This window comes from Amycolatopsis sp. NPDC114478, from assembly GCF_055633805.1.
Genome location: NZ_JBVKDO010000001.1, coordinates 711,745 through 737,979 on the forward strand (window position 1 = coordinate 711,745; position 26,235 = coordinate 737,979).

The 26,235-nt window shown below is 69.7% G+C and carries 26 protein-coding genes; 13 read left to right on the forward strand and 13 right to left on the reverse strand.

Annotated features, from left to right (window positions below; all coding sequences use genetic code 11):
- Nucleotides 1-201: 201 nt before the first annotated feature.
- Nucleotides 202-2,373 carry a 3-hydroxyacyl-CoA dehydrogenase NAD-binding domain-containing protein gene (locus tag ACZ7OH_RS03495; RefSeq protein WP_470279390.1) on the reverse strand — a complete coding sequence of 724 codons (2,172 nt, stop codon included), beginning with the start codon at nt 2,371-2,373 and terminating at the stop codon, nt 202-204.
- 8 nt (nt 2,374-2,381) lie between these two features.
- Complete coding sequence (locus tag ACZ7OH_RS03500; RefSeq protein ID WP_470279391.1) at nt 2,382-3,593, reverse strand: acetyl-CoA C-acetyltransferase; 1,212 nt, start codon at nt 3,591-3,593, stop codon at nt 2,382-2,384.
- Between the two features lie 149 nt (nt 3,594-3,742).
- Between ACZ7OH_RS03500 and ACZ7OH_RS03505 the strand changes: the two genes are divergently transcribed.
- Entirely contained in the window at nt 3,743-4,921 is a 1,179-nt protein-coding gene (locus tag ACZ7OH_RS03505) for a TetR/AcrR family transcriptional regulator (RefSeq protein WP_470279392.1), read from the forward strand.
- Between the two features lie 7 nt (nt 4,922-4,928).
- Here ACZ7OH_RS03505 and ACZ7OH_RS03510 read toward each other — a convergent pair whose 3' ends face one another.
- The gene (locus tag ACZ7OH_RS03510; protein ID WP_470279393.1) at nt 4,929-5,789 is read right to left on the reverse strand and encodes an effector-associated domain 2-containing protein; all 861 of its coding nucleotides are present in this window, start codon (nt 5,787-5,789) and stop codon (nt 4,929-4,931) included.
- A 153-nt stretch (nt 5,790-5,942) separates the two neighbouring features.
- Between ACZ7OH_RS03510 and ACZ7OH_RS03515 the strand changes: the two genes are divergently transcribed.
- The 4 genes from ACZ7OH_RS03515 (at nt 5,943) to ACZ7OH_RS03530 (ending at nt 10,086) form a co-directional block, all read left to right on the forward strand.
- Nucleotides 5,943-7,148, forward strand: a complete 1,206-nt coding sequence (locus tag ACZ7OH_RS03515) for a low temperature requirement protein A (RefSeq protein WP_470279394.1) — start codon at nt 5,943-5,945, stop codon at nt 7,146-7,148.
- 99 nt (nt 7,149-7,247) lie between these two features.
- Nucleotides 7,248-8,543, forward strand: a complete 1,296-nt coding sequence (locus tag ACZ7OH_RS03520; protein WP_400897452.1) for an acyl-CoA dehydrogenase family protein — start codon at nt 7,248-7,250, stop codon at nt 8,541-8,543.
- 15 nt (nt 8,544-8,558) lie between these two features.
- Nucleotides 8,559-9,767, forward strand: coding sequence for an acyl-CoA dehydrogenase family protein (locus ACZ7OH_RS03525; protein ID WP_470279395.1), 1,209 nt, complete (start codon nt 8,559-8,561; stop codon nt 9,765-9,767).
- Between the two features lie 49 nt (nt 9,768-9,816).
- Nucleotides 9,817-10,086, forward strand: coding sequence for a hypothetical protein (locus tag ACZ7OH_RS03530; RefSeq protein WP_470279396.1), 270 nt, complete (start codon nt 9,817-9,819; stop codon nt 10,084-10,086).
- Between the two features lie 69 nt (nt 10,087-10,155).
- On the opposite strand, the gene ACZ7OH_RS03535 is transcribed toward ACZ7OH_RS03530, so the two are convergent.
- The 3 genes from ACZ7OH_RS03535 to ACZ7OH_RS03545 all read right to left on the reverse strand — a co-directional run bounded on the left by ACZ7OH_RS03535 (nt 10,156) and on the right by ACZ7OH_RS03545 (nt 12,747).
- A complete protein-coding gene (locus ACZ7OH_RS03535) occupies nt 10,156-11,217 on the reverse strand; it encodes an alpha/beta fold hydrolase (RefSeq protein ID WP_400894413.1) in 1,062 nt (353 codons plus the stop codon).
- Nucleotides 11,218-11,329: 112 nt separating this feature from the next.
- Complete coding sequence (locus tag ACZ7OH_RS03540; protein ID WP_400894415.1) at nt 11,330-12,175, reverse strand: SDR family oxidoreductase; 846 nt, start codon at nt 12,173-12,175, stop codon at nt 11,330-11,332.
- Nucleotides 12,176-12,234: 59 nt separating this feature from the next.
- Nucleotides 12,235-12,747, reverse strand: a complete 513-nt coding sequence (locus ACZ7OH_RS03545) for a GNAT family N-acetyltransferase (protein ID WP_470279397.1) — start codon at nt 12,745-12,747, stop codon at nt 12,235-12,237.
- Nucleotides 12,748-12,906: 159 nt separating this feature from the next.
- On the opposite strand from ACZ7OH_RS03545, the gene ACZ7OH_RS03550 reads away from it, so the two are divergent.
- The 3 genes from ACZ7OH_RS03550 to ACZ7OH_RS03560 are packed head-to-tail and all read left to right on the forward strand — an operon-like array spanning nt 12,907 to nt 15,209.
- Nucleotides 12,907-13,470 (forward strand): YbaB/EbfC family nucleoid-associated protein, encoded by a 564-nt coding sequence (locus ACZ7OH_RS03550; protein WP_470279398.1) that lies wholly within the window; start codon nt 12,907-12,909, stop codon nt 13,468-13,470.
- Between the two features lie 15 nt (nt 13,471-13,485).
- On the forward strand, nt 13,486-13,821 hold the full coding sequence (locus ACZ7OH_RS03555; RefSeq protein ID WP_400894421.1) for a hypothetical protein: 336 nt from the start codon (nt 13,486-13,488) through the stop codon (nt 13,819-13,821).
- Nucleotides 13,818-15,209 (forward strand): hypothetical protein, encoded by a 1,392-nt coding sequence (locus ACZ7OH_RS03560; protein WP_470279399.1) that lies wholly within the window; start codon nt 13,818-13,820, stop codon nt 15,207-15,209. The genes ACZ7OH_RS03555 and ACZ7OH_RS03560 overlap by 4 nt, the downstream gene beginning before the upstream one ends.
- Before the next feature lie 44 nt (nt 15,210-15,253).
- Here the strand turns inward: ACZ7OH_RS03560 and ACZ7OH_RS03565 are convergent, their stop codons facing one another.
- The 4 genes from ACZ7OH_RS03565 to ACZ7OH_RS03580 all read right to left on the reverse strand — a co-directional run bounded on the left by ACZ7OH_RS03565 (nt 15,254) and on the right by ACZ7OH_RS03580 (nt 20,925).
- Nucleotides 15,254-16,408: an acyl-CoA dehydrogenase family protein gene (locus tag ACZ7OH_RS03565; RefSeq protein ID WP_470279400.1), complete on the reverse strand. Its 1,155-nt coding sequence runs from the start codon at nt 16,406-16,408 to the stop codon at nt 15,254-15,256.
- Nucleotides 16,405-18,390: an acetyl/propionyl/methylcrotonyl-CoA carboxylase subunit alpha gene (locus ACZ7OH_RS03570; protein ID WP_470279401.1), complete on the reverse strand. Its 1,986-nt coding sequence runs from the start codon at nt 18,388-18,390 to the stop codon at nt 16,405-16,407. The genes ACZ7OH_RS03565 and ACZ7OH_RS03570 overlap by 4 nt, the downstream gene beginning before the upstream one ends.
- A 2-nt stretch (nt 18,391-18,392) precedes the next feature.
- Nucleotides 18,393-20,006 (reverse strand): carboxyl transferase domain-containing protein, encoded by a 1,614-nt coding sequence (locus ACZ7OH_RS03575; protein ID WP_470279402.1) that lies wholly within the window; start codon nt 20,004-20,006, stop codon nt 18,393-18,395.
- 148 nt (nt 20,007-20,154) lie between these two features.
- Nucleotides 20,155-20,925, reverse strand: a complete 771-nt coding sequence (locus ACZ7OH_RS03580) for an SGNH/GDSL hydrolase family protein (protein WP_400894431.1) — start codon at nt 20,923-20,925, stop codon at nt 20,155-20,157.
- Between the two features lie 344 nt (nt 20,926-21,269).
- Between ACZ7OH_RS03580 and ACZ7OH_RS03585 the strand changes: the two genes are divergently transcribed.
- Together ACZ7OH_RS03585 and ACZ7OH_RS03590 are read left to right on the forward strand one after the other, a co-directional pair.
- A complete protein-coding gene (locus ACZ7OH_RS03585) occupies nt 21,270-21,860 on the forward strand; it encodes an SACE_7040 family transcriptional regulator (protein WP_470279403.1) in 591 nt (196 codons plus the stop codon).
- Nucleotides 21,861-21,906: 46 nt separating this feature from the next.
- The gene (locus tag ACZ7OH_RS03590) at nt 21,907-22,407 is read left to right on the forward strand and encodes a hypothetical protein (protein ID WP_086670478.1); all 501 of its coding nucleotides are present in this window, start codon (nt 21,907-21,909) and stop codon (nt 22,405-22,407) included.
- On the opposite strand, the gene ACZ7OH_RS03595 is transcribed toward ACZ7OH_RS03590, so the two are convergent.
- A complete protein-coding gene (locus ACZ7OH_RS03595; protein WP_470279404.1) occupies nt 22,404-22,961 on the reverse strand; it encodes a TetR/AcrR family transcriptional regulator in 558 nt (185 codons plus the stop codon). The genes ACZ7OH_RS03590 and ACZ7OH_RS03595 overlap by 4 nt on opposite strands.
- A 74-nt stretch (nt 22,962-23,035) precedes the next feature.
- On the opposite strand from ACZ7OH_RS03595, the gene ACZ7OH_RS03600 reads away from it, so the two are divergent.
- On the forward strand, nt 23,036-23,776 hold the full coding sequence (locus ACZ7OH_RS03600) for an SDR family oxidoreductase (RefSeq protein ID WP_470279405.1): 741 nt from the start codon (nt 23,036-23,038) through the stop codon (nt 23,774-23,776).
- A gap of 1 nt (nt 23,777) precedes the next feature.
- On the opposite strand, the gene ACZ7OH_RS03605 is transcribed toward ACZ7OH_RS03600, so the two are convergent.
- Nucleotides 23,778-24,404 carry a TetR/AcrR family transcriptional regulator gene (locus ACZ7OH_RS03605; protein ID WP_470279406.1) on the reverse strand — a complete coding sequence of 209 codons (627 nt, stop codon included), beginning with the start codon at nt 24,402-24,404 and terminating at the stop codon, nt 23,778-23,780.
- 69 nt (nt 24,405-24,473) lie between these two features.
- Between ACZ7OH_RS03605 and ACZ7OH_RS03610 the strand changes: the two genes are divergently transcribed.
- Together ACZ7OH_RS03610 and ACZ7OH_RS03615 are read left to right on the forward strand one after the other, a co-directional pair.
- On the forward strand, nt 24,474-25,352 hold the full coding sequence (locus tag ACZ7OH_RS03610; protein ID WP_470279407.1) for an AurF N-oxygenase family protein: 879 nt from the start codon (nt 24,474-24,476) through the stop codon (nt 25,350-25,352).
- A gap of 13 nt (nt 25,353-25,365) precedes the next feature.
- A complete protein-coding gene (locus ACZ7OH_RS03615; protein WP_086670488.1) occupies nt 25,366-25,584 on the forward strand; it encodes a hypothetical protein in 219 nt (72 codons plus the stop codon).
- On the opposite strand, the gene ACZ7OH_RS03620 is transcribed toward ACZ7OH_RS03615, so the two are convergent.
- Nucleotides 25,512-26,177 (reverse strand): DUF2306 domain-containing protein, encoded by a 666-nt coding sequence (locus ACZ7OH_RS03620; protein ID WP_470279408.1) that lies wholly within the window; start codon nt 26,175-26,177, stop codon nt 25,512-25,514. The genes ACZ7OH_RS03615 and ACZ7OH_RS03620 overlap by 73 nt on opposite strands.
- Nucleotides 26,178-26,235 lie beyond the last annotated feature (58 nt).

Here is a 26,235-nt window from a genome sequence, read left to right on the forward strand (position 1 = left end):
CGCGGCTGGGCGCCCGCCGCGACGGCCGACGACTACCGGCGGCACTACAAGACCGAAGTGGGCGGAGCATCTGCGTGAAGGCGCGCGACGAGCGCTGAGCCGGTGGGACGACCACGTCAGCCACGCCGAGGTGGCGGTCACGCTCTGAACGCCGTGAAGGCCACCTCGCGAAACTCGAGGTGGCCTTCACGGAGTTAATGCTTATTCGTAGATCTCGCCCTTGGCGGCCTTGTCCACCAGCGACTGCGGCGGCTCGAAGTGGTCGCCGTACCGGGCCGCGAGCTCACGCGCCCGGTCGACGAAGCCCTGCAGGCCACCGTCGTACTGGTTGATGTACTGGATGACGCCACCGGTCCACGCCGGGAAGCCGATGCCGAAGATCGAGCCGATGTTGGCGTCCGCCACCGACGTCAGCACGCCTTCGTCGAAGCACTTCACCGTCTCGAGCGCCTCGGCGAACAGCATCCGCTCCTTGAGGTCCTCGAACGGCACCTCCGCCGAGCCGGACTTGAACGCGTCGCGCAGCCCCGGCCACAGCCCGGTCCGCTTGCCGTCCTCGCCGTACTCGTAGAAGCCCGCGCCCGTCGAGCGGCCCTTGCGGTCGAACTCCTCGACCATCCGGTCGATGACGCCTTCCGACGCGTGCGCCTTCCACGTGCCGCCCGCGGCCTCGATCGCTTCGCGGGTCTCCTTGCGGATCTTACGCGGTAAGGTCAGCGTCAGCTCGTCCATCAGCTGCAGCGGCGGCGCCGGGTAGCCGGCCTGCGAACCCGCCTGCTCGATCGACGCCGGCTCGACACCCTCGCCCAGCGCGGCGACGGCCTCGTTGATGAACGTGCCGATCACGCGCGAGGTGAAGAAGCCGCGGCTGTCGTTGACGACGATCGGGGTCTTCTTGATCTGCAGCGTGTAGTCGAAGACCTTCGCGAGCGTCGCCGGGGATGTCTTCTCGCCGCAGATGATCTCGACCAGCGGCATCTTGTCCACCGGCGAGAAGAAGTGGATCCCGATGAAGTCCTCGGTCCGCTGCACGCCCTCGGCGAGCGTAGTGATCGGCAGCGTCGAGGTGTTGGAACCCAGGACCGCGTCGGCGTTGACGACGCTCTCGATCTCGCCGAACACCTTGTGCTTCAGCTCGACGCTCTCGAAGACGGCCTCGATGACGAAGTCGACGCCCGCGAAGTCGGCCGGGTCACCGGTCGGCTTGATCTTCGCCAGCAGCGCGTCCGACTTCTCCTGCGTGGTCTTGCCGCGCGAGAGGGCCTTCTGCTCGAGCTTCTCCGCGTAGCCCTTGCCCTTCTCGGCCACCTCGAGCGAGACGTCCTTGAGGACGACGTCGATGCCGGCCTTCGCCGACACGTACGCGATCGCGGCGCCCATCATGCCCGCGCCGAGCACGCCGACCTTCTTGGCCGTGTACTTCTCGAAGCCGTCCGGACGCGAGCCGCCCGAGTTGATCGTCTGCAGGTCGAAGAAGAACGCCTTCGTCATGTTCTTCGAGACCTGGCCGGTGGCGAGGTGGATGAAGTAGCGCGTCTCGATCGTGATCGCGGTGTCGAAGTCGACCTGCGCGCCCTCGATCGCGGCGGCCAGGATCGCCCGCGGCGCCGGCATGTTCGCGCCCTTGATCTGCTTGCGCAGGTTCGCCGGGAATGCCGGCAGGTTGGCCGCGAAGCTCGGGTTGGACGGGGTGCCGCCGGGGATCTTGTAGCCCTTGACGTCCCACGGCTGGACGCCGCCTTCGGGGTTCGCCTTGATCCACGCCTTCGCGGCGGGGACGAGCTCCTCGACCGTGCCGACGAGCTCGTGCACGAGGCCGAGCTCGAGCGCCTTGGCGGGACGGTGCCGCTGGCCCTGCAGCAGGACGTTCAGCAGCGCGCTCTGGATGCCCAGCAATCGGACAGTGCGCACGACACCGCCACCGCCGGGCAGCAGGCCCAGCGTCACCTCGGGCAGGCCGATCTGGCTGCCCTTGACGTCGGCGGCGATGCGGTGGTGCGTCGCCAGCGCGATCTCCAGGCCACCGCCGAGCGCGGCGCCGTTGATCGCCGCGACGACCGGCTTGCCGAGCTGCTCGATGCGGCGCATCTGCCCCTTCATCAGGGTGCTGCCCTCGGTCAGCTCGACCGCGTTCTCCGGCTTGGCCTGGATGAGGTCGTTCAGGTCGCCACCGGCGAAGAACGTCTTCTTGGCGGACGTGATGACGACGCCGGTGATGTTGTCCTTCTCCGCCTCGAGGCGGTCGACCGTGACGCCGAGCGACTCGCGGAAGGCGGCGTTCATCGTGTTCGCCGACTGGTTCGGGTCGTCCAGGGTCAGCGTGACGATGCCGTCTTCGTCCTGCTCCCAGCGGATGGTCTTGCTCTCGGCCATTTCTTTCCTCACACCCGCTCGATGATGGTCGCGACGCCCATGCCGCCGCCGATGCACAGGGTCACCAGGGCGCGGCGCGCCTGGCGGCGTTCCAGCTCGTCGACCACGGTGCCGACCAGCATCGCGCCGGTGGCGCCGAGCGGGTGGCCCATGGCGATCGCGCCGCCGTTGACGTTGACCTTGTCCTCGTCGAGGTGCAGGTCCTTGATCCACTTGAGCACGACGGAGGCGAACGCCTCGTTGAGCTCCCACAGGTCGATGTCCTCGGGCTTGAGACCCGCGGTCTTCAGGACCTTCTCGGTGGCCGGGGTGGGACCGGTGAGCATGATCGTCGGCTCGGAGCCGATCGACGCCGTCGCCACGATCCGGGCGCGCGGGGTCAGCCCGAAGGTCTTGCCGACCTGCTCGGAGCCGACGAGCACCAGCGCGGCGCCGTCGACGATGCCGGAGGAGTTGCCGCCGGTGTGGACGTGGTTGATCTTCTCGACCGAGTGGTACTTCTGCAGCGCCACGGCGTCGAAGCCGCCCAGCTCGCCGATGCCGGCGAAGGCGGGCTTGAGCTTGCCGAGGCCCTCGACGGTGGAGCCGGGACGGCGGTGCTCGTCGTGGTCCAGGACCGTGACGCCGTTGATGTCCTTGACCGGCACGACGGACTTGGCGAAGTAGCCGCCGGACCAGGCCGCCTCGGCGCGGTCCTGCGAGCGGACGGCCCAGCGGTCGACGTCCTCGCGGGAGAAGCCCTCGATCGTCGCGATCAGGTCGGCGCCGGTGCCCTGCGGGACGATGTAGTTGTCGTACGCCGTGGTCGGGTCCATGAACAGCGCGCCGCCGTCGGAGCCCATCGGCACGCGCGACATCGACTCGACGCCGCCGGCGATGATCAGGTTGTCCCAGCCGGAGCGGACCTTCTGCGCGGCGGTGTTGGTGGCTTCCAGGCCGGAGGCGCAGAAGCGGTTGAGCTGCACGCCCGCGACGGTCTCGGGCAGGCCGGCGTTCAGCGCGGCGGTGCGCGCGATGACGGCGCCCTGCTCGCCGACCGGCGAGACGACGCCGAGCACGATGTCGTCGATCGCCTTCGGGTCGAGGTTCGGGTGGCGGACCTTGAGCTCTTCGATCAGGCCGACCACCAGGTCGACCGGCTTGGTGCCGTGCAGGGCACCGCCCTTGTTCTTGCCGCGAGGCGTGCGGATCGCCTCGTAGATGTAGGCCTCGCTACTCACAGAACAACTCCTCGCGAGCGTGTGGGACGTCTTCGTACCGTGGCCGATGATACCGACCAGTAGGGCTAATGGCCATTAACATATCGCCGGATAACCCCATGGTGTCAATGGGTTGCAGGTGTGCCGTTAGCCGCTATCGTTCACTCACCATGACCGACGTTGAGCGCAGCACGCGACCGCGCGACCGCAAGGCCCAGCTGGCCGCGGTGGCGGCGGAGCTGTTCCGCGCCCGCGGCTTCCCCGGCGTCGGCATCAAGGACATTGCGGACGCGGCGGGCGTCACCGGGCCGGCGCTGTACCGGCACTTCGCGGACAAGCAGGCGATCTTGTCTTACGTTGTACTAAACGGCTTCGAGGACCTCGAGGCAGCGACAGCGGAGGCGCTGTCGGACTCAGATCCTGCTTCTGACCAGCTCCAATCCCTCCTCGGACGCCTTGCGACGCAGGCTGTCGAGCGACGCGAGATCGCGGCGCTGTGGCGCTGGGAGGGACGTCACCTCCCGAAGGGAGACCAGCGCGAGATCGCCCGCCGGTCGACGCTGGCGCTGGCGACCTGGTCGAAGGCGCTGCTGGCTCAGCGTCCGGACTTGCTGGCCGAGGACGCGGAGCTGCTCTGCTGGGCGGCGTTGTCGGTGTTCGGCAGCGTGTCCGTCCACCACACGTCCGTGGCGCGCCGACGCTTCGCCGCACTGCTGGTCGAGCTGGCCCTGGATGTGCTGAACGCCACACTCCCGGCGCCGTCTTCACCGCCTTCCGCGCCGGGCGTGAGCCTGCGCACGCCGTCGCGCCGCGAGCAGGTCCTGGCGGAGGCGACGACGCTGTTCGCCCAGCGAGGCTTCCACGACGTGAGCATGGAGGACATCGGAGCGGCGGCGGGCATAGCGGGTCCGAGCGTGTACCGCCACTTCCCGAGCAAGGCGGCCCTGATGGTCGCAATCGGACACCGCGCGGCAGACAGGCTGGCGTTGGCCGCGGAGCGCGCACTGCAGGCGCCGGACGAAGTGTCCGCACTGCGCCGCCTGGCGGCTTCGTATGTGCACACGATTCTGCACACGCCGGAGCTGCTGGTGTCGTTCTCGGCGGACCGCGTGACGATGCCGGACCGCGACAAGGCGGACCTGCTGCGAGTCCAGCGGGACTACGTGGCCCAGTGGGTGACGCTGTTGTCAGCGGTGCGTCCCGAGTTGCCGGCGCGGGAAGCGAAGATCACGGTCCACGCGGCGTTAACGATCGCTAACGACCTGGCCCGAACCCGTCGCCTGGCAGCGCGGCCACACTTCGAGGCGGAGCTGACGGCGTTGCTGCACACGGTGCTCGGCATCGCCTGAATCCGGGTCAGCGGCCCTCCGGCCACCGCGCGATCAGCTCGGCCAGCCGCGTGACTTCCGGAGAATGAGGATCGATCGTCACAACCGCGTCGAGCAGGCACTGCAGGCCACCTTCGAAACGAAGGCACGTCTTCGCCAGCGCGATCACGTGCAGCCGGTCCTGCGGGTAGTAGGAGACCTGCGAGGTGATTTCCTTGCGAGGAAACATTTCCAGCAGCAGCCTTCGACTGTCGCTGTTGCGCACCCACGGGACGTCCATCAGCGCTTCGATCAGCGCGGTGAAGTCGGGAGCAGAATCGGGGGCCGCCACGCGGCCGACTTCCGAAGCACCCATGAGGCGCAGCCACGCGATCGTGCGGGTTTCCTTGACCGACACCGGGATCCGCGCGTACTCGCCGGGTGCGGCGGCCGGGTCTTGGGCCACGACGTCGTCGTAGAACATGACGGACGCCAGCAGCACCAGGTCCGCGCCGGTGGCCTTCTGCGCGGCTTTCGCCGCCGAGGCGTCGAGGATGCGGAACGTGGCACTGATGGCCTTGCCGACGGCACCTTGGCCGCCCCACTGCACTTCGCCGGCGTTCAAGGCGACCCGCAGCTGGATCTGCGCCGCCTCGGAATGCACCACGTTGTAACGGCGCAGTTCGGCGTGCAGGCGCTCAGGCAGCTGCGCAACGAGGTCCGCTTTCGCGATTTCCGGCGGCAGCAGGATCATCGCGCCGTCGCCGGTGTTCTCCACGAAGCAGACGTCCCACGGGATGCCAGTCTCGGCGAAGCTGCCTTTGAGAACCGACCAAAACCCCTCGTGAACCTCGCGCAGATGGGCCAGAGTGCGGCTCGGGTTGTTGTAACCGGCGATGTCGACGGCCATGATCGTCCTGTGGTGCGCAGCCGAAAGCGAATCCACGCCACACCTCCCCGTCCCGTCGCTCATTGTCCCAGACCCATGCACCCTCGGCCATGTTCGCGCAGGGCGTTACCGGGAAACCGGTCCTCCTTGTCCTTGTTTCGTCCATAATTCGGCGTGCCCACGAGACGACTGCACCTGGTGACCGCGGATGAGGACCACCGTGTCTCCACCATCGAGCTCTTCTTCGACCTGGTCTTCGTCTACGCGATCACCCAGACCACCCAGCTGATGGCCGACCACCTGAGCCCCGCCGGGGTCGGGCAGGGGCTCGTCATGCTCGCCGTCCTGTGGTGGTGCTGGTGCTCATACGCCTGGCTCGGGACCACCATCCACGTCGACCACGGGGTGGCCCGGCTGGCCATGTTCGGGGCCATGACCGTGATGTTCCTCGTGTCGCTCACCATTCCCGAGGCCTTCGTCGACCGGCCCGGTGGCTTGTTCGCGCCCGTGCTCTTCGTCGTCTGCTACGCGCTCGTGCGGCTGCTGCACCTCGTCGCGTACCTGGGCGCGGCACGACACGACCCCGGGTTGCGGCACGTTCTGCTGCGGATGTTCGTCGGGCTGCTGCCGTCCGTCGGGCTGCTCGCGGTGAGCACCGCGCTGAGCGGGCCGTGGCAGCTGGGGCTGTGGGTCATCGCGCTGCTGGCCGACTACCTCAACGTCTACCTCGCCGGCCCTGACGGCTGGCGACTGAACTCGCCCGCGCACTTCGCCGAGCGGTTCGGGCTCATCGTGATCATCGCGCTGGGTGAGTCGATCGTCGCGATCGGCATCGGGATCGGGCCGCTGCCGATGTCGTGGCTGGTCACCGGGGCGGCCGTCTGCGGGCTCGCGCTGGCCGCCGGGATGTGGTGGACGTACTTCGACGTCGTCGCGCGCGTCTCCGAGCACCGGCTGGCCCGGGCGACCGGCGTCGAGCGCACCAAGCTCGCCACCGACACCTACACGTTCCTGCACCTGCCGCTGATCGCCGGCATCGTGCTCGTCGCGCTCGGCCTGAAGAAGGCCTTTGTATACATTGCCGACACTGGACACCATTCGCCGGACGAGGCGCTGCACGGCGTCCCGATCTGGGCGCTGACCGGCGGGCTCGCGGTCTACCTGATCGCGCTGAGTGCCCTGCGCAAGCGCAACCTCGGCAGCTGGAACGTCCAGCGGCTGGTCGTCGGCGTGCTGCTGGTCGCCGCGACGCCGCTGCTGGAGCACGTGCCCGCCGCGGCGTTGCTGCTGATCGCCGCCGCGGTCGTGCTCGGGCTCATCACTTTCGAGCGACTTCGGTTCGCGGACTGGCGCAGAAAGGTGCACACCGCCCACTCGTAAGTGAGCCCACACTGGCGCGATCCCCGCCCACCGGTTAACCTACTGGCGAGTAGGTAACGGATGGAGGGCCACATGGCTGCGCCAAGGAAACGGGACGCGATGGGCTGGGGCCTTTCCGCGCTGACCCGGCTGGCCGGGAGCAAGGTCGTCGATCGGGCGGGGCTGCGCAAGCCCATCGAAGGCCTGGTCACGGCGGGAACGCGCAACGGCTTCCGCGTCGCCGGCGCGGCGACCCGGTCGTTCAAGTCGGTGCAGAAGCTGGGCAAGCCCGCCCGGCTCGCGCCGTCCGCCGACACGGGGCTGTTCGACCTCACGCCGAGCGAGGACCAGCAGCTCATCGTCGAGACGGTCACCGAGTTCGCCGCCGAGCAGCTGCGCCCGGCCGCCGCGGACGCCGACGCCAAGCTCGAGGCGCCCGAAGGGCTGCTGACCAGGGCCGCCGAGCTGGGCATCAGCCTGGTCGGCATCCCCGAGGAGCTCGGCGGCGTCGGCACCGAACGCTCGGTCGTCACCAACGCGCTCGTCGCGGAAGCGCTTGCGCACGGCGACCTCGGCCTGGCCGTTGCCGTCCTCGCGCCGTCCGCGGTCAGCACCGCGCTGGTCAGCTGGGGCGACGAGCAGCAGCAGGCCGACTACCTGCCCGCGTTCGTCGGCGAGAACGTCCCCGCCGCGGCGCTGGCGCTGCAGGAGCAGAAGGCGCTCTACGACCCGTTCAAGCCCGCGACGAAGGCCCGCCGCACCCCGAAGGGCTACCAGCTCGACGGCGTGAAGTCGCTGGTCCCGCGCGCGGCGCAGGCCGAGCTGTTCATCGTCTCGGCCGACCTCGAAGGCCGCGGCCCGGCGCTGTTCCTCGTCGAGTCGTCGACCGCCGGCGTGACCATCGAGGCCGAACCGGCCATGGGCCTGCGCGGCGCCGCGACCGGCAAGCTGCACCTGGAGCACGTGAACCTGCCCGCGGGCGCGCTGCTCGGCGGCGGCAAGCTCGACGTCTTCACCGACCTCGTCCGGCTTTCGCGGCTGGGCTGGGCGGCGCTCGCCGCCGGCACCGCGAAGGCCGTCCTCGACTACGTCGTCCCCTACGTCAACGAGCGGGTGGCGTTCGGCGAGCCGATCAGCCACCGGCAGGCCGTGGCGTTCTCCGTCGCGGACATCGCGATCGAGCTGGAGGGCCTGCGCCTGGTGACGCTGCGCGCGGCGGCGCGCGCCGAGCAGGGCAAGTCCTACGCGCGGGAGGTCGCGCTGGCCCGGAAGCTCGCCACGGACAAGGGCATGCAGATCGGCAGCGCGGGCGTGCAGCTGCTCGGCGGGCACGGCTTCGTCAAGGAGCACCCGGTCGAGCGCTGGTACCGCGACCTGCGCGCCATCGGCGTCATGGAAGGCGCCGTCCTTCTTTAGAAAGGGCTTTGACTCATGATCAACCTGGAAGCTCCCAAGAAGGCCGGCGCCCTGATCAACCAGGCGTACCAGGCCGCGGCCGAGGTGTTCCGGCCGATCTCGCGCAAGTACGACCGCGCGGAGCACACCTACCCGAGCGAGCTGGACATGTTCGCGGCGCTGCTGGACGGGCTCAACTCCTCCGGCGAGGGCGGCGCGGGCGCGGCGGGCGTGCGGCGGTCCGGCGGCTCCGACGACAAGGAGAAGGGCAACCGCAACGGCGCCAACCTGAACGTCGTCCTCGGCACGATCGAGATGTGCTGGGGCGACGTCGGCCTGCTGCTGTCGATGCCGCGCCAGGGCCTCGGCAACGCGGCGATCGGCTCGGTCGCGACGGACGAGCAGCTCGAGCGCTTCTCCGGAATGTGGGCGGCGATGGCGATCACCGAGCCGTCCTTCGGCTCGGACTCCGCGGCGGTCAGCACAACGGCCCGCCTCGACGGCGACCACTACGTGCTGAACGGCGAGAAGATCTTCGTGACGTCGGGCGAGCGCGCGGACGCGGTGGTCGTGTGGGCGACCCTGGACAAGTCCAAGGGCCGCGCGGCGATCAAGTCGTTCGTAGTGGAGAAGGGCACGCCGGGCTTCGAGGTGGTGCGCGTCGAGCACAAGCTCGGCATCCGCGCTTCGGACACGGCGGTGCTGCGCTTCGAAAACTGCCGGGTGCCCAAGGAAAACCTCCTCGGCACGCCGGAGATCGATACGGCCAAGGGTTTCGCGGGCGTCATGCAGACGTTCGACAACACGCGTCCCCTGGTGGCGGCGATGGCGATCGGCGTCGCGCGGGCGGCGCTGGAGGAGACGCGTCGCATTCTCACCGAAGCCGGCGTTTCGATCGACTACGACCGTCCGGCGAACTCGCAGCACGCGGCGGCGGCGGAGTTCCTGCGTCTGGAAGCGGACTACGAGTCGGCGTACTTGCTGACGTTGGAATCCGCGTGGATGGCGGACAACCGCAAGCCGAACTCGCTGCAGGCGTCGATGGCGAAAGCCAAGGCGGGGCGCTCGGTGGTGGAGATCGCGCTCAAGTGCGTCGAACTCACCGGGGCTTACGGGGAAGAGTCTTTGCTCGAAAAGTGGGCTCGGGACGCCAAGATCCTCGACATTTTTGAGGGGACGCAGCAGATTCAGCAGCTAATCGTCGCGAGGCGGATCCTCGGGAAGACGTCGGCTGAGCTGAAGTAGGTCACTCGCGATCGGCCTCCGGCACCCTCGCGGGTCAGGGAGGCCGATCGTGACCGACTTCATCGTTCACCAGCCACGCGAAGCCCTTGCCACCCGGATCGCCGCTCGCGACGCTCCCGACACCGACGCGGACGCTGGGGAGAACATCGTCCGCGTCTTCCTGTCCGGCAGTCCCGGTGGCGCGATCGTGGCCCGGCCCCGGCTGGGCGGGGACGGCTTCGCGCGGCCGATGTGGGTGTCGAACATCTACGCGTGGGGCTCGGACCGCACGGGCGTCGGCCACAACCCGCGCAACTGCCGGGCCACGACCCGAAGCTGACGTCGCACCGGCGTTACGACGTGCCCGGCGCGGTGTGGGCCGACGTCCGCTACAGCGTTCGAGATCGACCTAGTCGGCTGAGATCTGGTCGTCGAGGAACTCGTCCAGGTAGCGCCACGTCGTCCCGCGGGCCTTTCGCCCCGTCAGCACGCCCAGGTGCCCACCCGGCGCCGTCTTGAAGCGGACCTCCGGGGCCTTGTCCAACAGCTCCACCACCCGCTCCACCGACGGGCGCGGCGCGATCGTGTCGTTCTCGCCCGCCACCACCAGCGTCGGGACGCGGACCGACGACAGCGAAATGATCCGCCCGTTCAGGTCGACCTTGCCCTCCGCGAGGTCGTTCGTGCGGAACAACCGGTGGTACAGCTGGCCGAACGTCCGCCCGGGGTAGGCGTACATGTTGCTCATGAAGTGGTCGACGGCCTCGATCTGCGCGAGGTAGTCGCGGTCGTCGAGGTGCGACAGGATCGCGATCGGCTTCGTGATCTCCTTGCTGATGCCCGTCGCGCGGAACACGCGGCTGACCAAATAGGACGGTGCCCCGCCGAACGCGCGGTAGATCGGCGTCAGCAGGTGGCCGTTCGTGAGGTCCACCAGCGGGCGGAACGGCGCCACGATCGGGATCGCCGTGAAGTCCACCGGGGAACCGATCGCCGTGATCGACGCGATCGGCAGGTCCGGCTGGTCGGCGTTCACCAGCAGCGAGAAGATCCCGCCCAGCGACCACGACACCAGGTGGACGTCCTGGCCACCCGCGTCCGCACTCACGCGCCGGATCGCTCGCGGCAGCACCTCGTCGATCCAGTGCTCGATGCCCAGGCGGCGGTCGGAGAACGCCACCATGCCGTAGTCGACGAGGTAGGCGTTGCGGCCGCGCTCGACCAGGTGCTCGATGAGGCTGCAGCCGCGGCGCAGATCGAAGCAGATCGCCGGCGCGGCCAGCGGCGGCACCAGCAGGATCGGCGGCCCGGACACCGGGCGGCTGCTGTGCGTCATCCGGTACACCGAGCGATTGGGACCCTGGTCGATCAGCACCCGCGGCATCGGCCGCAGGTCGGCGACGCCGCCGTGCAGCACCTTGCCGACCACGTTCGACGCCGCGGCGGCCAGCCGTGCGGGCGGTGAAACCATTTCCTCGAGCCTCCTGCGACGTCCCCGGGCACTTCCGGTCAATCTTGCCCGGTCAGGCCGGTGGACTCAACACCGTCCACGTCCAAATCGGACAGTCGCTAGGCCGTCCGAGTTACTCCGCACCGGCTCCTGGCGCGCTTTCCGCCGCGCGCGCCTCGTACTCCGCGCGGGCCGGGGAATGGGCCGCTGAAGCCAGAAGCTGGTCCGCCTTCAACGCACGGGCGAGCCCTTCGCCGAACCGCCGCGGGAGCAGCCGGGTGAGCTTGCCCATAGTTCCCACGGACCGGGGCACGTAGACGTCGAAACGAGGCTTGCGCAGCGTGGATACGATGGCGTCGGCCACATCTTCCGGCCGCGAAGACTTGAACAGCTTCGCCTCGCCGAGGCCGCTCGCGAGCTCCGTCCGCACGATCGCCGGCATCACGCACGAAACGTGCACGCCGGAACCGTGCAACTCCAGGTGCACCGCTTCCGACAGCCCGACGACCGCGTGCTTGGTCGCGCAGTACGTCGCCGCGCCGGGGAAACCCGCTTTGCCCGCGAAGGAAGCGACGTTGACGATGTGCCCGGACCGCCGCGGCCGCATCCGCTTCATGGCCTCGCGCGTCCCGTGGATGACGGCGTGCAGGTTGATCTCCAGCTGACGCCGGGTCGTCGCGTCGCTCTCCTCTTCGAGGTGGGCCAGCGGCATGATCCCGGCGTTGTTGATCAGCACGTCGATGCGGCCGTGCCGGCGTTCGACCTCGTCGAGGAACTCGGTGAAACCGGCGATGTCGGTGACGTCCAGCGGGAGCGCTTCGGCGTCGAGCTCGCCTGCGGTCTTCTCGGCCCGGACCTGGTCGAGGTCGCCGATCACCACCTTCGCGCCCAGCCGGGACAGTGCGGACGCGGTCGCCGCGCCGATCCCCTGCCCGCCGCCGGTGATGACGACGACCTTGCCCGCGAGCTCCTCGGCCATGGCGACTCCTTCGTCTGTTGGCAACGCGTCAACAGTGTCACCCCTGGCTCGCGATCGCGCTACCCCACGCGTTGCTCGAGGACCTGCCCGACCCACTCGTCGACGTGGAACTGCACGGTCGGCTTGAAGCCCTGGCTCTCGTAATAACGTTGTAAGGCGCCGTCGCCACCGGCCCAGCAGTCGACGCGCACGAGGTCGATGCCGCGCCGCCGCGCCTCGTCGAGCGCGTACTCGATCAGCCGCCCGCCGACGCGCCGCCCGGTGAACCGCCGGGACGTGATCAGCAGCCGGACGTACAGTTCACGCTCGTTGACCGGCGGCACATGCGGGTCGTGCTCCTCGGAGACGATCAGCGCGCCGGCCGGCTCGCCGTCGACGACCGCGATGCGCAGACCCGGGTCCGCGGCCATGCCCTTGACGCGTTCGACGCGCTTCGGCACGCGGCTCCACGGCTCGGTCCCCCACTGCTTCGAGCTGCCGCGCGCGACGAGCCATTCGACAGCTTCGTCGAAGAAGCTCAGCAACGTGTCGACGTCCCCAGAGTCACCCGATCGGATGACGGTGTTGTCCATGCCCTTGTTTACCGCACCGCGCGTACGCGCGGGCCGACTTCGGCGATCCACGTCGCGTTCAACCGGTGGCTCGCTTTGCGTCATCCGAGCTTCAAAGAGCGCTGATTGACTTTCTCCGTTCCCCACCTCTCTCGCGACGAGGACGAATTGACTCAGTCAGTGCCCCCGGGCGATCCGTTGGCCGCGTTCAGCGTCGAACTCGAAGAAATCCGGGCAAAAGCCGCAGCAGCCGAGGAAGCGCTCCGATCCGCCACCGCCAGCGTGCAGTCGCCGGACGGGGCGGTCTCGGTGACCGTCGGTCCCAGCGGCGTGCTGCAGGACCTCCGGTTCGGCCCCCGCGCGTACGAACGCCCGCCGCAGGCCTTGTCCGGCTTGGTGATGCAGCTGATCGGACGCGCGCAGCAGAAGGTCTCGGCCCAGGTCGCCGACGCGTTCGGCGGCATGGTCGGCGAGAACTCGGCCGCCCGTGAACTGCTCGACGAGTTCCTGCCGGCCCCCGAGACGGACGAAGGGCCGCCCCCGGACAAGAGCGACGTGTTCATGCCGGAGCAGGAGGCCGACGACCGCCCGCCGCGGCCGCCCGCGCCACCGCACCACCCGCCGCCGCACCACCCGCCGCCGCACCACCCGCCGCCGGCCCCGCCCCAGCCGCAGCGTGACCAGCCGCGCCGACGTCCCCGGCCCGCGCCGGACGAGGACGACGGCGAGAGCAATCCCTGGTAGCAGGAGGAGAAACCAGTGGTTTCCGGAGAAGGTTTCTCGGTCGACCCGGCCGAGCTGCAGAAGTTCAGCCAGTTCCTGTCGGGCACCACGCAACCGGCGGTGCAGGAAGCCGCGAACCGGATGCAGGCCGCCAACGGCTTCGACAACGCCGCGTTCGGCATCCTGCTCGCCCAGGTCCTCGCCGTGCCCTCGCGGATCACGATGGGCGTGATCACCGGGGAGATCAACAAGCTGGTCGGGGACATCGGCAAGTCGGCCGACGACGTCAAGAAGGCCGCCGAAACGTACGCGACCCACGACTCGAACACCGCCAAGGGTTTGAGCACCTTCGAGACGGAGCTGGGCAAGTGACCGTTCCCATCACGGCATCGAACTCCACGACCGGCGCCGGCGTCTTCGACAGCTGGAAGCAGGTCGGCGACTCGATCGGCAAGGTCCAGACCGAGCACGGCGGCGACCTCGCGGCCGTCAGCGTGGAGCTGGGCGTCAACGTCATCAGCGCCGTGCTCGACACCGTCGCGTTCGCCATGGACCCGCTGGCGAAGCTGATCGCGGCGGGGCTGGGCTGGCTGATCGAGCACGTCTCGTTCCTGAAGTGGCCGCTCGACCAGGTGGCGGGCAACCCCGCGGAAGTCACGAAGGTCGCCAACGAGCTGCACAAGATCGGCGAGTCCCTGCGCAACACCGGTACCTCGCTGGACGACACCCTCAAGTCGACGATCACCCAGTGGCAGGGCAAGGGCTACGACAGCTTCCTCAAGTCGATCAACGACCGGAAGGGCTGGATCGACGCGAACGCCAAGGCGGCCGACGTCGCCGGCTACATGGTCGAGACCACCGGGGCGCTGATCGGCGCGGTCCGCTCGCTGCTGCGCGACATCATCACGACGATCCTCGGCGACATCATCTCCACGATGCTGATCGCACTGGCGCTCGCCATCCCCACCTTCGGCGCGTCGATCGCCGTCGGGGTGACCAAGTGCGTCGCGACCGTCTCGGTGCAGGTCGCGGCGATGATGGCGAAGCTCGCCAAGGTCGTCGCCTACGCCGGCCGCACGCTGGCCCGGCTCACCGGGCTGTCGAAGCTGGTCAAGGGCAAGCCGGGCTCCTCGTCGAGCGCGGGCCACGAGCTGAGCAACCTGCCGCCGCACGGCGGCGGGGTGCCGAACTTCTCGCGGCCGCTGCCGAAGCCGCCGGGCACCGCCGTCACACACGACGGCCCGCCCACCACCGGCGGCGCGACGCCCAGCACCCGGCCTCCGGGCGACGGCACGACACCCAACTTCTCGCGGCCGCTGCCCCCGCCGGGCACGGCGGTCACCCACGACGGGCCGCCCGCGCCCGCGGGCGGTACTCCCAGCACCCGGCCGCCGGGCGACGGCACCACGCCGAACTTCTCGCGGCCGCTGCCGAAGCCGCCGGAGCCGCCCAAGCCGACGCCGCCGAAGTCGCACCTGAGCGACCACGACGTTTCGGTGATCAAGAAGCACGAAGACTGGCTGAAGACGAAGTTCGGCGACAGCTACAAGAAGATGAAGTTCGTCGACGACTGGCTGAAGGCCAAGCACCCGGACTACTACCCGATGCTGAAGGCGTTGTCCGACGCCAAGAGCTCGAAGAACTTCGTGGGCTGGGGCGGCAAGGACATCGTGCAGGTCGACCGCGGCCTGACCGACATCCAGATGCAGGCGGAAGCCGCGTGGGCCGAGGAAGACAAGAAGGAACAGCAGCCGAAGTAATCGTAAGGGGGGCACCTCCCGCGGGAGGTGCCCCCCTTACGTCGTCAGGCGACGCCGAGGTGGCGCGAGATCAGCATCTTCTGGACCTCGCTCGTGCCCTCGCCGATCTCCAGGATCTTCGCGTCGCGGTAGAAGCGGCTCACCGGGAACTCGTTCATGAACCCGTAGCCGCCGAAGATCTGCGTCGCGTCGCGGGCGTTGTCCATCGCCGCGTTGGACGCCACCAGCTTGGCGATCGACGCTTCCTTCTTGAACGGCTCGCCGCGCAGCATCTTCGACGCCGCCTGGTAGTACGCCAGGCGCGCGGTGTGCGTGCGGACCTCCATGTCGGCGATCTTGAACTGGATCGCCTGGTACTCACCGATCCGCTTGCCGAACGCGACGCGGTCCTTCACGTACTGCAGGCATTCGTCGACGCAGCCCTGCGCCAGACCCACCGACAGCGCGGCGATCGCGACGCGGCCTTCGTCCAGGATGGACAGGAACTGGGCGTAGCCGCGACCCCGGACGCCGACCAGGTTGTCCGCCGGCACGCGGACGTCCGAAAAGGACAGCTCGTGCGTGTCCGAGCAGTTCCAGCCGACCTTGGAGTACTTGGGCGCCACCTCGAAGCCCGGCGTTCCGGACGGGACGATGATCGCCGAGATCTCCTTGCGGCCGTTCTCCATCACGTCCGTCACCGCCGTGACCGTGACCAGGCGCGTGATGTCCGTGCCCGAGTTCGTGATGAACGCCTTGCTGCCGTTGATCACCCACTCGTCACCGTCCAAAGTGGCGCGCGTGCGGGTCGCGCCCGCGTCCGAGCCGCCGCCCGGCTCGGTCAGGCCGAAGCCGCCCAGCGCGGTGCCCTCGCACAGCGAAGGCAGCCACTTTTCCTTCTGCTCCTGGGATCCGAAGCGGAAGATCGGCATCGCGCCGAGCGAAACGCCGGCCTCCAGGGTGATCGCGACCGACGAGTCGACCCGCGCGAGCTCCTCCAGCGCCAGGCACAGCGCGAAGTAGTCGCCACCCATGCCGCCGAACTCCTCGGGGAACGGCAGGCCGAACAAGCCCATCTCCGCCATCTTCGCGACGATGGCGTACGGGAACTCTTCCTTGTCGTACAGCTCGCCGATCACCGGCGCGACCTCGGCGTGCGCGAAGTCCTCGACGGTCTTGCGGAGGGCCTCGTACTCCTCGTCCAGGCGGAAGTCGATCACTGCTGCTCCTCTTGGGGCGTCACTACGGCAAGGGTTTCGTCCAGCGCGACCTGCTGGCCGGCCCGGACGGGGAGTTCGCTGACGACGCCGTCGATCGGCGCGGTGACCGTGTGCTCCATCTTCATCGCTTCGACGACCAGCAACGGCGTGCCGGCCTTCACGACGTCGCCGGCGGCGACCTTCACGACGAGCACCGTGCCCGGCATCGGGCTGGTGACCGGCCCGGCCCCGGCGGCCTCGCCGCGAGACGAGAGCACGAATTCCTGCTCCCCGAAGGGAAAGCTCAGTCCGTCACGGGCGAGCCAGACCGTCCGATCGGGACCGCAGGCCTGCCGGTAGTGGTCGAACCCGCCGGCGTGCCGGATCTCCAGGACATCGCCGTCACGCCGCGCCGAGACCTCGGCTGGCTCGACGTCGTCGACCTGGACAACAGCGGCGGCCGGTGTGCCCTGCACCCGGACCACGGCGCGCGCCGCGCCGGACTTCAGCCGGAACACGACGCCACCGGAGCCGCCCATCCGCCAGCCGTCCGGCACGTCCCACGGGTCCACAACGGACCCCGACGGCTGCAGTTCCAGGAACCGGTCCAGCGCGGCCGCGACGAAGAACTCCGCCGGCACGTCCGACGAGACCAATTCGGACAGCCGCCGGTCGACCAGCTCGGTGTCGAGCCGGCCCGCGCGGACGTCGTCGTCGGCCAGCAGCCCGCGCAGGAACGCCGTGTTGGTGCCGACGCCCAGCAGCGCCGTGTCGGCCAGCGCGCGGTCGAGCCGGTGCAGCGCGGCCGCGCGGTCCGGGCCCCAGGCGATGACTTTGGCCAGCATCGGGTCGTAGTTCGAGCCGATGACCGCGCCGCGCGTCATCCACGAGTCGACGCGGACGCCGTCGCCGGCCGGCTCGTGCACCGCCAGCACGGTCCCGCCGGTCGGGATGAACCCTCGCGCCGGGTCCTCGGCGTACACGCGCGCCTCGACCGCGTGTCCATTGAGGACGAGGTCTTCCTGCGCGAGGGAAAGGTGTTCCCCCGCCGCGACCCGGACCTGCCACTCGACGAGGTCGAGGCCGGTGACCAGCTCGGTGACCGGGTGCTCGACCTGCAGGCGCGTGTTCATCTCCATGAAGAAGAACTCGTCGGGGTTCTTCGCGGACATGATGAACTCGACGGTGCCGGCGCCGACGTACCCGACCGAGCGCGCGGCTTCGGCGGCCGCCGAGCCCATCTTTTCGCGAGTCGCCTCGTCCAGCAGCACGGACGGCGCTTCCTCGATGATCTTCTGGTGCCGCCGCTGCAGGCTGCACTCGCGCTCGCCGAGGTGGATGACGTTGCCGTGCTTGTCGGCCATGACCTGGATCTCGATGTGCCGCGGCGTCGTGACGAACCGCTCCATCAGCAGCGTGTCGTCCCCGAACGACCCCTTGGCCTCGCGCCGCGCCGACTCGATCGCGGCGTCCAGCTCCTCGGGCGCGTGCACGAGCCGCATGCCCTTGCCGCCACCGCCGGCGGATGGCTTGAGCAGCAGCGGGTAGCCGACCTTCGCGGCGGCTTCGGCGAAGCCGCCTTCGGGAATGTCCACGTCGGACGCGCCGGGCACGACCGGGACGCCGGCCTTCGACACCGTCGCCTTGGCGCGGATCTTGTCGCCCATGGCGTCGATCGCGGCGACCGGCGGGCCGATGAACACGAGCCCGGCGGCCTCGCAGGCGCGCGCGAACTCGGCGTTCTCCGCCAGGAAGCCGTAACCCGGGTGCACGGCCTGCGCGCCCGACGAAACGGCAGCGTCCACGATGGCCGGAATGGACAGGTAGCTCTTCGCAGCTTCGGCGGGACCGATGCGGATGGCGGTGTCCGCCTCGCGGACGTGCCGGGCTTCGGCGTCCGCGTCGCTGTACACCGCGACCGCGCGGATGCCGAGCGCCCGCAGCGTGCGGATGACCCGGACCGCGATCTCGCCGCGGTTCGCGACCAGTACTGAGTCGAACATCATCACATCCGGAAGACGCCGTAGTTGACATCGGACAGGGGCGCGTTGGCCGCGGTCGAGAGCGCGAGACCGAGCACCGTGCGGGTGTCCGCCGGGTCGATCACGCCGTCGTCCCACAGCCGCGCCGTCGAGTAGTACGGGCTGCCCTGCGCCTCGTACTGTTCGCGGATCGGGTCCTTGAACGCCTCTTCGTCCTCGGCGGACCATTCGCCGCCGCGGGCTTCGATCGAATCGCGGCGGACGGTCGAGAGCACCGACGCCGCCTGTTCGCCGCCCATCACCGAGATCCGCGCGTTCGGCCACATCCACAGGAAGCGCGGCGAGTACGCCCGGCCGCACATCGAGTAGTTGCCGGCGCCGAACGAGCCGCCGATAACGACCGTTAACTTCGGCACCCGCGCGCAGGCCACCGCGGTGACCATCTTCGCGCCGTGCTTCGCGATGCCGCCGGCCTCGTACGCGCGCCCGACCATGAAGCCGGTGATGTTCTGCAGGAACAGCAGCGGGATCGAGCGCTTGTCGCACAGCTCGATGAAGTGCGCGCCCTTCATCGCGGACTCGGCGAACAGCACGCCGTTGTTCGCGACAATGCCGACCGGGTGGCCGTGGATCCGCGCGAAGCCGGTGACCAGCGTGGCGCCGTACTCCTTCTTGAACTCGCCGAAGCGGCTGCCGTCGACGATCCGCGCGATCACCTCCCTTACGTCGTAAGGGGTGCGCGGGTCGGTCGGCACCACGCCGTACAGCTCCGCGGGGTCGACCGCCGGAGCTTCGGTCGGCAGCACGTCCCACGGGCGCGGCGTGCGCGGCCCGAGCGTCGAGACGATCTGCCGGACGATCCGCAGCGCGTGCGCGTCGTCGTCGGCCAGGTGGTCGGTGACGCCGGACTGGCGCGAGTGGACGTCGCCGCCGCCGAGCTCCTCCGCCGTGACGACCTCGCCGGTCGCGGCCTTCACCAGCGGCGGGCCGCCGAGGAAGATCGTGCCCTGGTTCCGGACGATCACGGCTTCGTCGCTCATCGCCGGGACGTACGCGCCGCCGGCGGTGCAGGACCCGAGCACGGCGGCGATCTGCGGGATGCCGCGCGCGGACATCGTCGCCTGGTTGTAGAAGATCCGGCCGAAGTGTTCACGATCCGGGAAGACTTCGTCCTGCCTGGGCAGGAACGCGCCGCCGGAGTCCACCAGGTAGACGCACGGCAGGTTGTTGTGCAGCGCGACCTCCTGGGCGCGCAGGTGCTTCTTCACCGTCATCGGGTAGTACGTGCCGCCCTTGACGGTGGCGTCGTTGGCGACGACCACGCACTCGCGGCCGGACACGCGCCCGATCCCGGTGATGATGCCCGCGGAGGGTGCCTCGTCGTCGTACAGTCCGTTCGCGGCCAGCGGCGAGAGCTCCAGGAACGGTGAGCCCGGGTCCAGCAGCGTGTCGACGCGGTCGCGCGGCAGCAGCTTGCCGCGTTCGACGTGCCGCGTGCGCGACTTCTCCGGGCCGCCGAGACGGGCGGCGGACAAACGTTTGCGGAGGTCCTCGACCAGCTCCGCGTGGGATGTGGCGTTGCGGGCGTAGGCCTCGCTGTCCGGGGCAGCCGAAGTCCCCAGTGCCGGCGTGTCCATGGGCTCCCTCGAAGTTAGCGGTCGTTAACCTCCGCCTCGATGTTAGCGACCGCTAACGTGGGTGTCCAGTCGCCGGAATGCGGCAGCGTCGGAATGCAGAAAGGCCACCCCGGCGAACCGGGGTGGCCTCCGTACCGCGGGAGGTGCGTCAGCCGATGGCGCCGCGCAGCGGGGCGTAGTAGCCGCCCGACTGCCCGGCCACCGTCGGGTGGTAGGACTCGATCACCGGCCAGGTGAGGCTGTGCAGGTAGTCGTCGGCCGACGAGCAGATGTTGTGCCCGACGAACGACGGCCGCACGTCCACGAACGTCGCACCCGCCGACGCCGCGCGGGACTGGATCACCGAGGCGAGGGTGTCCGCGCCGGAGTTGATCGCGGTCCGCTTGGTGTCGCTGAGCCCGACCCAGCAGGAGCCGGGCACGGTGTAGAAGCGCGGGTAGGACAGGACGACGAGGCGAGCGCCCGGCGCCTTGGCCTTGATCGCGTTGTAGGTGTTCGTCAGCAACGGCGGCAGGGTGTTGTTGACGTAGGTCTTCGCGGTGTTGACCCGGTTGACGCAGTCCGAGTCGCTGCCGAGGGTGCAGGTCTGGATCACGTCGCTGAAGCCGGCGTCGTTGCCGCCCACGGTGACCGTGACCAGGGTCGCGTTGGAGGGGATGGAGTTGGCCTGGTTGATGACGTCGCCGGTCTTCGCGCCCGAGCAGGCGAGGAAGGTGAACGACGTGCCGCTGTGGGCGTTGGCCCAGAGCTGACCGTAGGCGTTGGAGCTGCGGTAGCAACTCCCGGAGCTGCCGTAGCTGCCGGCCCCGACTCCCGAGGAGTAGGAGTCGCCGAGCGCGGCGTAGACGGTCCCGGCGGCGTGGGCGAGGCCCGTGACGCCGAGAGTGGACAGGACGACGGCCCCGAGAGCCGTGCTCAACCTCTGGACAAACCGTCGCGAAAGACGGATCGGAACCCCCATGGGCCACTCCTTTGTGACAGAACCGACCTGAAAATCACAGCAGGTGGAAGCCCCACAAGGAACCCCTAGTTACCTGTAAGTAACCCACTCGGCCCACGCCGGAAGACGGGAACACGGTTAGCGCTCGCTAACAGGGAGTTTCGCCGGAACAGCGGGACGGACAGAGGCGGACATCGGCGACACGCGGCGAGGTTCACCCGGGCCGGTGACCGCACCGTCCGGCCGCGCCCGCGGACGTCCCGAAGCGAGGCGGGCGCCACTCGGTGTTAGCGCTCGCTAACCTGCCGCTCTACTATGACCGGATGCCGGCCAACCCCACTCCTCTCGTGAACGGCGAGAAGGCCAACAGGCGCGAACAGATCCTGGCCGCGGCCGCCGAGCTGTTCGCCCACCACGGGTTCCACGGCGTGGGCATCGACGACATCGGCGCCGCCGTCGGGATCTCCGGGCCCGCGCTCTACCGGCACTTCCGCAGCAAGGACGCGATCCTCGGCGAGATGCTGAACTCGATCAGCCGCTACCTGCTCGACGGCGGCACCACGTGGGCGGCCCGGCCCGGCACGCCGGACGACACGCTGGCCGGCCTGGTGGCGTTCCACGTCGGCTTCGCGCTCAACCACCCGGCGTTGATCACCGTTCAGGAGCGCAACCTCGCGAACCTCACCGACGCCGACCGCAAGCAGGTCCGCGCGCTGCAGCGCCAGTACGTCGAGGTGTGGGTCCGCGCGATCCGGGAAGCCACGCCGGAGCTGGGAGAACGGGAGGCGCGGTCGGCGGCACACGCCGTGTTCGGACTGATCAACTCGACGCCGTACAACCGCCATCTCGGTGACTCGGAGCTCGCCGAACTGCTCGCCCGGCTCGCGCTGGGTGCGCTCCGCGCGGTCGGATGACCGACCCGGATCAAGGTATCCCCACGACCGCCGTCGCTGGTGTTTGATGGGGCACGTGGATGCGGACTGGAACGAGCAGGAGCTCGTCGAGAAGGCTCAGCGCGCGCTGACGGCGTTGAGCCTCGGAGACGACGCCGAAGCCCTCGTCGAGGTCGCGCCGACGGCCGTCGAACCGCAGGCCCGCGCGGACGAGACGAAGGCGTTGATGCTGCTGCTGTTCGGCGAGTGCAGCGCGATGGTCTCCACCCTCGGCGACGGCGGCAGCGCCCCGGTGAAGGTCCAGGTCTTCGACGAGGACGGCGAAGAGGTCTCGATCGACCAGGCCGACCCGCCGGTGCGGACCGCGGTCCGGACGCTGCTGGCGGAGGTCCACGGCAACACCGAGGCCGCGCAGGAGCAGGTCGAGATCGCCCTCGCCAACGCGGCGCCCGACGAGGTGGACAGCCTGGTGCTGCAGGCCTTGCGCTGGACGATCCGGCTGTCGGTCGAATGCCTCGACCGCGACCTGCCGGTGGCCCCCTGGATCTCGGAAGCCGTCTCCGACTAGGCGCGGATGCCGTCGACGATCACCGCCACGATCCGGGGTGCCCGCTCGTCCCACTCGGCCTCCGGGATCCGCGAAAGCGCTCCGAGCAGCCGGATGACGTCGGCGGCGTCGACTCCGGCGCGGATCTCTCCGACCGCCTTTCCCTGGTCCAGCAGCGTTTCGAGCGCTTCGTCGAGCCGGTGGTGCTGGCCGGAGTAGAGGTCCTGCCACGCCGGCACCTCGATCGCCGCCATGACGCCGCGTTTGACGCGCGCGTACTCGACCAGCCGGTCCAGCCAGCGGGACAGCGCGTCCAGCGGCGAGTGCTTCGCCAGCAGGGGCTCGACGGTGTCGACGAGCTGGGTCAGCTCGGCCCGGTACACCTCCGCCAGCAGGTGCTCGCGCGTCGGGAAGTGCCGGTAGAGCGTGCCCTGCCCGACGCCCGCGGCCTTGGCGACCCGGTGCAGCTTCAGGTCGTCGGCCGCGCCGTTGGACTCGCTCAGCTCCGCCCGCGCGGCCTCGACGATCCGGTCGCGGTTGGCGACGGCGTCCGAACGGCGCTCACGACCGGCCACAGCACTCTCCTCGCATAAGTGGACAAGTGTCCGTTAGGGTTAACCGGACAGTTGTCAGTTTAACGGAGGACCTCATGACGAACGGACTGGACAAGGTCGTCGCGATCACCGGCGCGAGCAGCGGGATCGGCGAAGCGACCGCGCGGGAGCTCGCCGGCCGCGGGGCGGCGGTGGTGCTCGGCGCCCGGCGCACCGACCGGCTGGAAGCGCTCGCGGAAAAGATCCGCGACGACGGCGGCCGCGTCGAGGTGCTGGACGTCGACGTCACCCGGCGCGCCGATCTCGAGCGGCTCGTCACGCGAGCCGTCGACCGGTTCGGACGCCTCGACGTCCTGGTGGCCAACGCCGGCGTCGCCCGGATCGCGCCGATCGCGGACCTCGACGTCGACGCCTGGGACGCGATGATCGACGTCAACCTCCGCGGCGTCCTGCACGGCATCGCCGCCGCGCTGCCGGTGTTCCGCGCGCAGGGCCGCGGGCACTTCGTCACGACCGTCTCGACGTCGGGACTGAAGATCGTCCCGACCCAAGCCGTCTACGCGGGGACCAAGAACGCCGTGCGGACGCTGCTGGAGGCGCTGCGCCAGGAGTCCATCGACGGCGTCCTGCGCACGACGTCGATCTCGCCGGGGTACGTGCGCACCGAACTCGTCGACTACGTCGAGGACCCCGCGCAGCGCGAGCAGGCCCAGCAGGCGATGGCGACGCTCGGCATCAGCCCCGACGCCGTCGCGCGGGCCATCGCGTTCGCCATCGAGCAGCCCGACGACGTCGAGATCGGCGACCTCACCATCCGGCCCACCCGGCAGGGCTGAGTCAAGGACGCAGCGAGCGGACGATCGGCGCCAGGTACAGCTCGGCCAGCCGGCGGCGCTGGGCGTCGTCGTCCACCGGCAAGACCGTCTCCGGGGTCAGCACCAGCGACACGACGATCCGGATCAGCAGCTCGGCCATTCCGTCGACGTCGCCGGCGGGCAGGCGGAGCCGGCCCGCCGCGATCTCCGCGTGGAAGTGCGCCGCGATCCGCGTCCGGGCCGCCGCGAACAGGCCGCCCGCCTGGACCGTCAGGTGCGGGAGGATCAGCTCCGGCTCGGTGCGCAGCAGGCGGTTGAGCAGCCGGTGCCCGCGCAGGTACCCCAAGGAGAAGCTCAACCCCTCGATGAGCTTCTCCTCCGGGGTCGGCTGCGCCTCGACGACGGCGTCGACCTTCGTCAGGAACCGCTTCATCTCCCGCTGGATCAGCGCGCCCAGCAGCTGGTCCTTCTTCGGGAAGTAGCGGTAGATCGTCACCCGCGAGAGGCCGACGCGGCGCGCGACGTCGTCCACGGTGAACCGGCGCAGCCCGAAGTCCTCGGCCTGGGTGAGCGCCGCGCCCATGATCCGTTCCGCGGTCTCGTCGCCGGGCAGTTCGGCTTCGAGCGCGTGCTTCAGGAGATCGCGCATGAGCGGACTTTACATCTTGACGGAGATTGTTTCATGCGTTCTAGTGTTAAACGACACAGGGAGGCACGGATGGGTGATCGCGAAGCCACCGCGGAACGGCTGCTCCGCTCGAGCGCCCGGCTCTCCTACGACCCCGGCGTCGACGTCCACTGGGCCGCGCCGCTGAACGACGACCAGTTCTTCATCCCCGAAAAGCTCGTCTCCCTATACGGCACGCCGGTCTGGGACACGCTGAGCCGCGCGCAGCGGATCGAGCTGTCGCGCCAGGAGCTCGTGAACACCGTCAGCGTCGGGATCTGGTTCGAGCTGATCCTCATGCAGATGCTGCTGCGCGCGTCCTACCGCCAGGACCCGACGACCCGGCACGTGCACTACGCGCTGACCGAGGTCGCCGACGAGTGCCGGCACTCCACGATGTTCGCGACGCTGATCGAGCGCGTCGGCGGCCGGCCGTACCGCAACAACCGCTGGCTGCAGCTGTCCGCGCAGGCGCTCCCGGTGATCCTGCACGGCCCGGCGATGTGGGTGGCGACGCTGATCGGCGAGGAGATCTTCGACGCGCTGCAGCGCGAGCACCTCGACGACGAGTCCGTGCAGCCGGTGGTCCGCGCGGTGATGCGCATCCACGTCACCGAAGAGGCGCGGCACGTCCGGTACGCGCGTGACGACCTGGTCCGGGAACTCGCGGACGCGCCCTGGTGGCGCAAGGAGTTCGCGCGGATCGTCGTCGCCGTCGGCGCGCTGCTGATGTCCCGCCTGCTCTCGCGGCCACGGCAGTACCTGCGCTCGGGGATCGACCCCGGCGTCGCGGTGGCCGCCGCCCGGACCAGCCCGCACCGGCGGAAAACCCTGGCTTTCGGGGCCCGCAAGCTCGTCCGGTTCCTGCGGGAGAACGACCTGATCGGCGGCCCGAGCGCGGTGCTGTGGCGCCGCGCCGGAATGCTCTAGCGGAGGGGAAGTCATGGCACTCAAGGATCTGCTCGCCGCGGGCACCGGCCGGCTCGCCGACCGGATCACCACCGCCGGCGACGAAGCGGGCGACCGCGCGGACGACGTCGCGTGGCGGGTCGCGAAACTATCCGACCGCGCGGCCGAACGCCTCGGCGACTACGCGGCGGGCGCGTCACGCCGAGTGGCGAACCGGTTGGTGCGCCTGGGCGAACGCGTCGCCGGGCGCTGACCGCGCCGGAGCAGGATTTCGACGACGACCAGGTTGACGACCCAGCCCAGCGTCTGCCCGACGGGGATCAGCGCGGTCGCGCTCGCCGGGTCGACGCCGCCGAGCGGGGCCTGGGCCAGCAGCAGTACCGGCACGAGCACGCGTGAGGTGACGGCGAGGAACGTCAGCGCGTAGTTCCGCAGCATCCACGCCCGGTGGGCGGCGAAGTCGCGCCGCCTCGCCGCGCGGTACGCGAGGCCCCCGGTGACCAGCCACAGGACCGCCGCGGCGGTCAGGCTGACCTGCGCGAGGGGGCGCCCGGACCAGACGGCGACCGGGATCGCGGCCAGCGCCGACGGCACCACCCCGGCCAGGAGGTAGACACGGCCGAGCGTCCGGTGGAGCCGCTTGCGCGCCCGCACCTGGGGCACGAACTGCAGCGGACCGAGCACGAGCGCCACGGTGGCCGTGAAGATGTGCGCCACCAGGACCGAGTACTGGACGCCGTCGCGCACGTCGAGCCGGCTGTCGGCGATGTCGAGGCCCAGGTACGGGTAGCCGAGCAGCGCGCCGAACCCGATCGCGACGCCGAACAGCAGCCAGGTTTTCCGCATGCCGCCACGATCCCGCGGCGACGCGGGCCCGGTCGTCCGTCCGGGAACGGCTTGTCGT

Coding starts and splice junctions, on each gene's coding strand:
- ACZ7OH_RS03495 (WP_470279390.1), bottom strand. CDS start 2,373: ATGGCCGAGAGCAAGACCATCCGCTGGGAGCAGGACGAAGACGGCATC.
- ACZ7OH_RS03505 (WP_470279392.1), top strand. CDS start 3,743: ATGACCGACGTTGAGCGCAGCACGCGACCGCGCGACCGCAAGGCCCAG.
- ACZ7OH_RS03510 (WP_470279393.1), bottom strand. CDS start 5,789: ATGGCCGTCGACATCGCCGGTTACAACAACCCGAGCCGCACTCTGGCC.
- ACZ7OH_RS03520 (WP_400897452.1), top strand. CDS start 7,248: ATGGGCTGGGGCCTTTCCGCGCTGACCCGGCTGGCCGGGAGCAAGGTC.
- ACZ7OH_RS03525 (WP_470279395.1), top strand. CDS start 8,559: ATGATCAACCTGGAAGCTCCCAAGAAGGCCGGCGCCCTGATCAACCAG.
- ACZ7OH_RS03535 (WP_400894413.1), bottom strand. CDS start 11,217: ATGGTTTCACCGCCCGCACGGCTGGCCGCCGCGGCGTCGAACGTGGTC.
- ACZ7OH_RS03540 (WP_400894415.1), bottom strand. CDS start 12,175: ATGGCCGAGGAGCTCGCGGGCAAGGTCGTCGTCATCACCGGCGGCGGG.
- ACZ7OH_RS03545 (WP_470279397.1), bottom strand. CDS start 12,747: ATGGACAACACCGTCATCCGATCGGGTGACTCTGGGGACGTCGACACG.
- ACZ7OH_RS03570 (WP_470279401.1), bottom strand. CDS start 18,390: ATGTTCGACTCAGTACTGGTCGCGAACCGCGGCGAGATCGCGGTCCGG.
- ACZ7OH_RS03575 (WP_470279402.1), bottom strand. CDS start 20,006: ATGGACACGCCGGCACTGGGGACTTCGGCTGCCCCGGACAGCGAGGCC.
- ACZ7OH_RS03585 (WP_470279403.1), top strand. CDS start 21,270: ATGCCGGCCAACCCCACTCCTCTCGTGAACGGCGAGAAGGCCAACAGG.
- ACZ7OH_RS03590 (WP_086670478.1), top strand. CDS start 21,907: ATGGGGCACGTGGATGCGGACTGGAACGAGCAGGAGCTCGTCGAGAAG.
- ACZ7OH_RS03600 (WP_470279405.1), top strand. CDS start 23,036: ATGACGAACGGACTGGACAAGGTCGTCGCGATCACCGGCGCGAGCAGC.
- ACZ7OH_RS03605 (WP_470279406.1), bottom strand. CDS start 24,404: ATGCGCGATCTCCTGAAGCACGCGCTCGAAGCCGAACTGCCCGGCGAC.
- ACZ7OH_RS03610 (WP_470279407.1), top strand. CDS start 24,474: ATGGGTGATCGCGAAGCCACCGCGGAACGGCTGCTCCGCTCGAGCGCC.
- ACZ7OH_RS03615 (WP_086670488.1), top strand. CDS start 25,366: ATGGCACTCAAGGATCTGCTCGCCGCGGGCACCGGCCGGCTCGCCGAC.
- ACZ7OH_RS03620 (WP_470279408.1), bottom strand. CDS start 26,177: ATGCGGAAAACCTGGCTGCTGTTCGGCGTCGCGATCGGGTTCGGCGCG.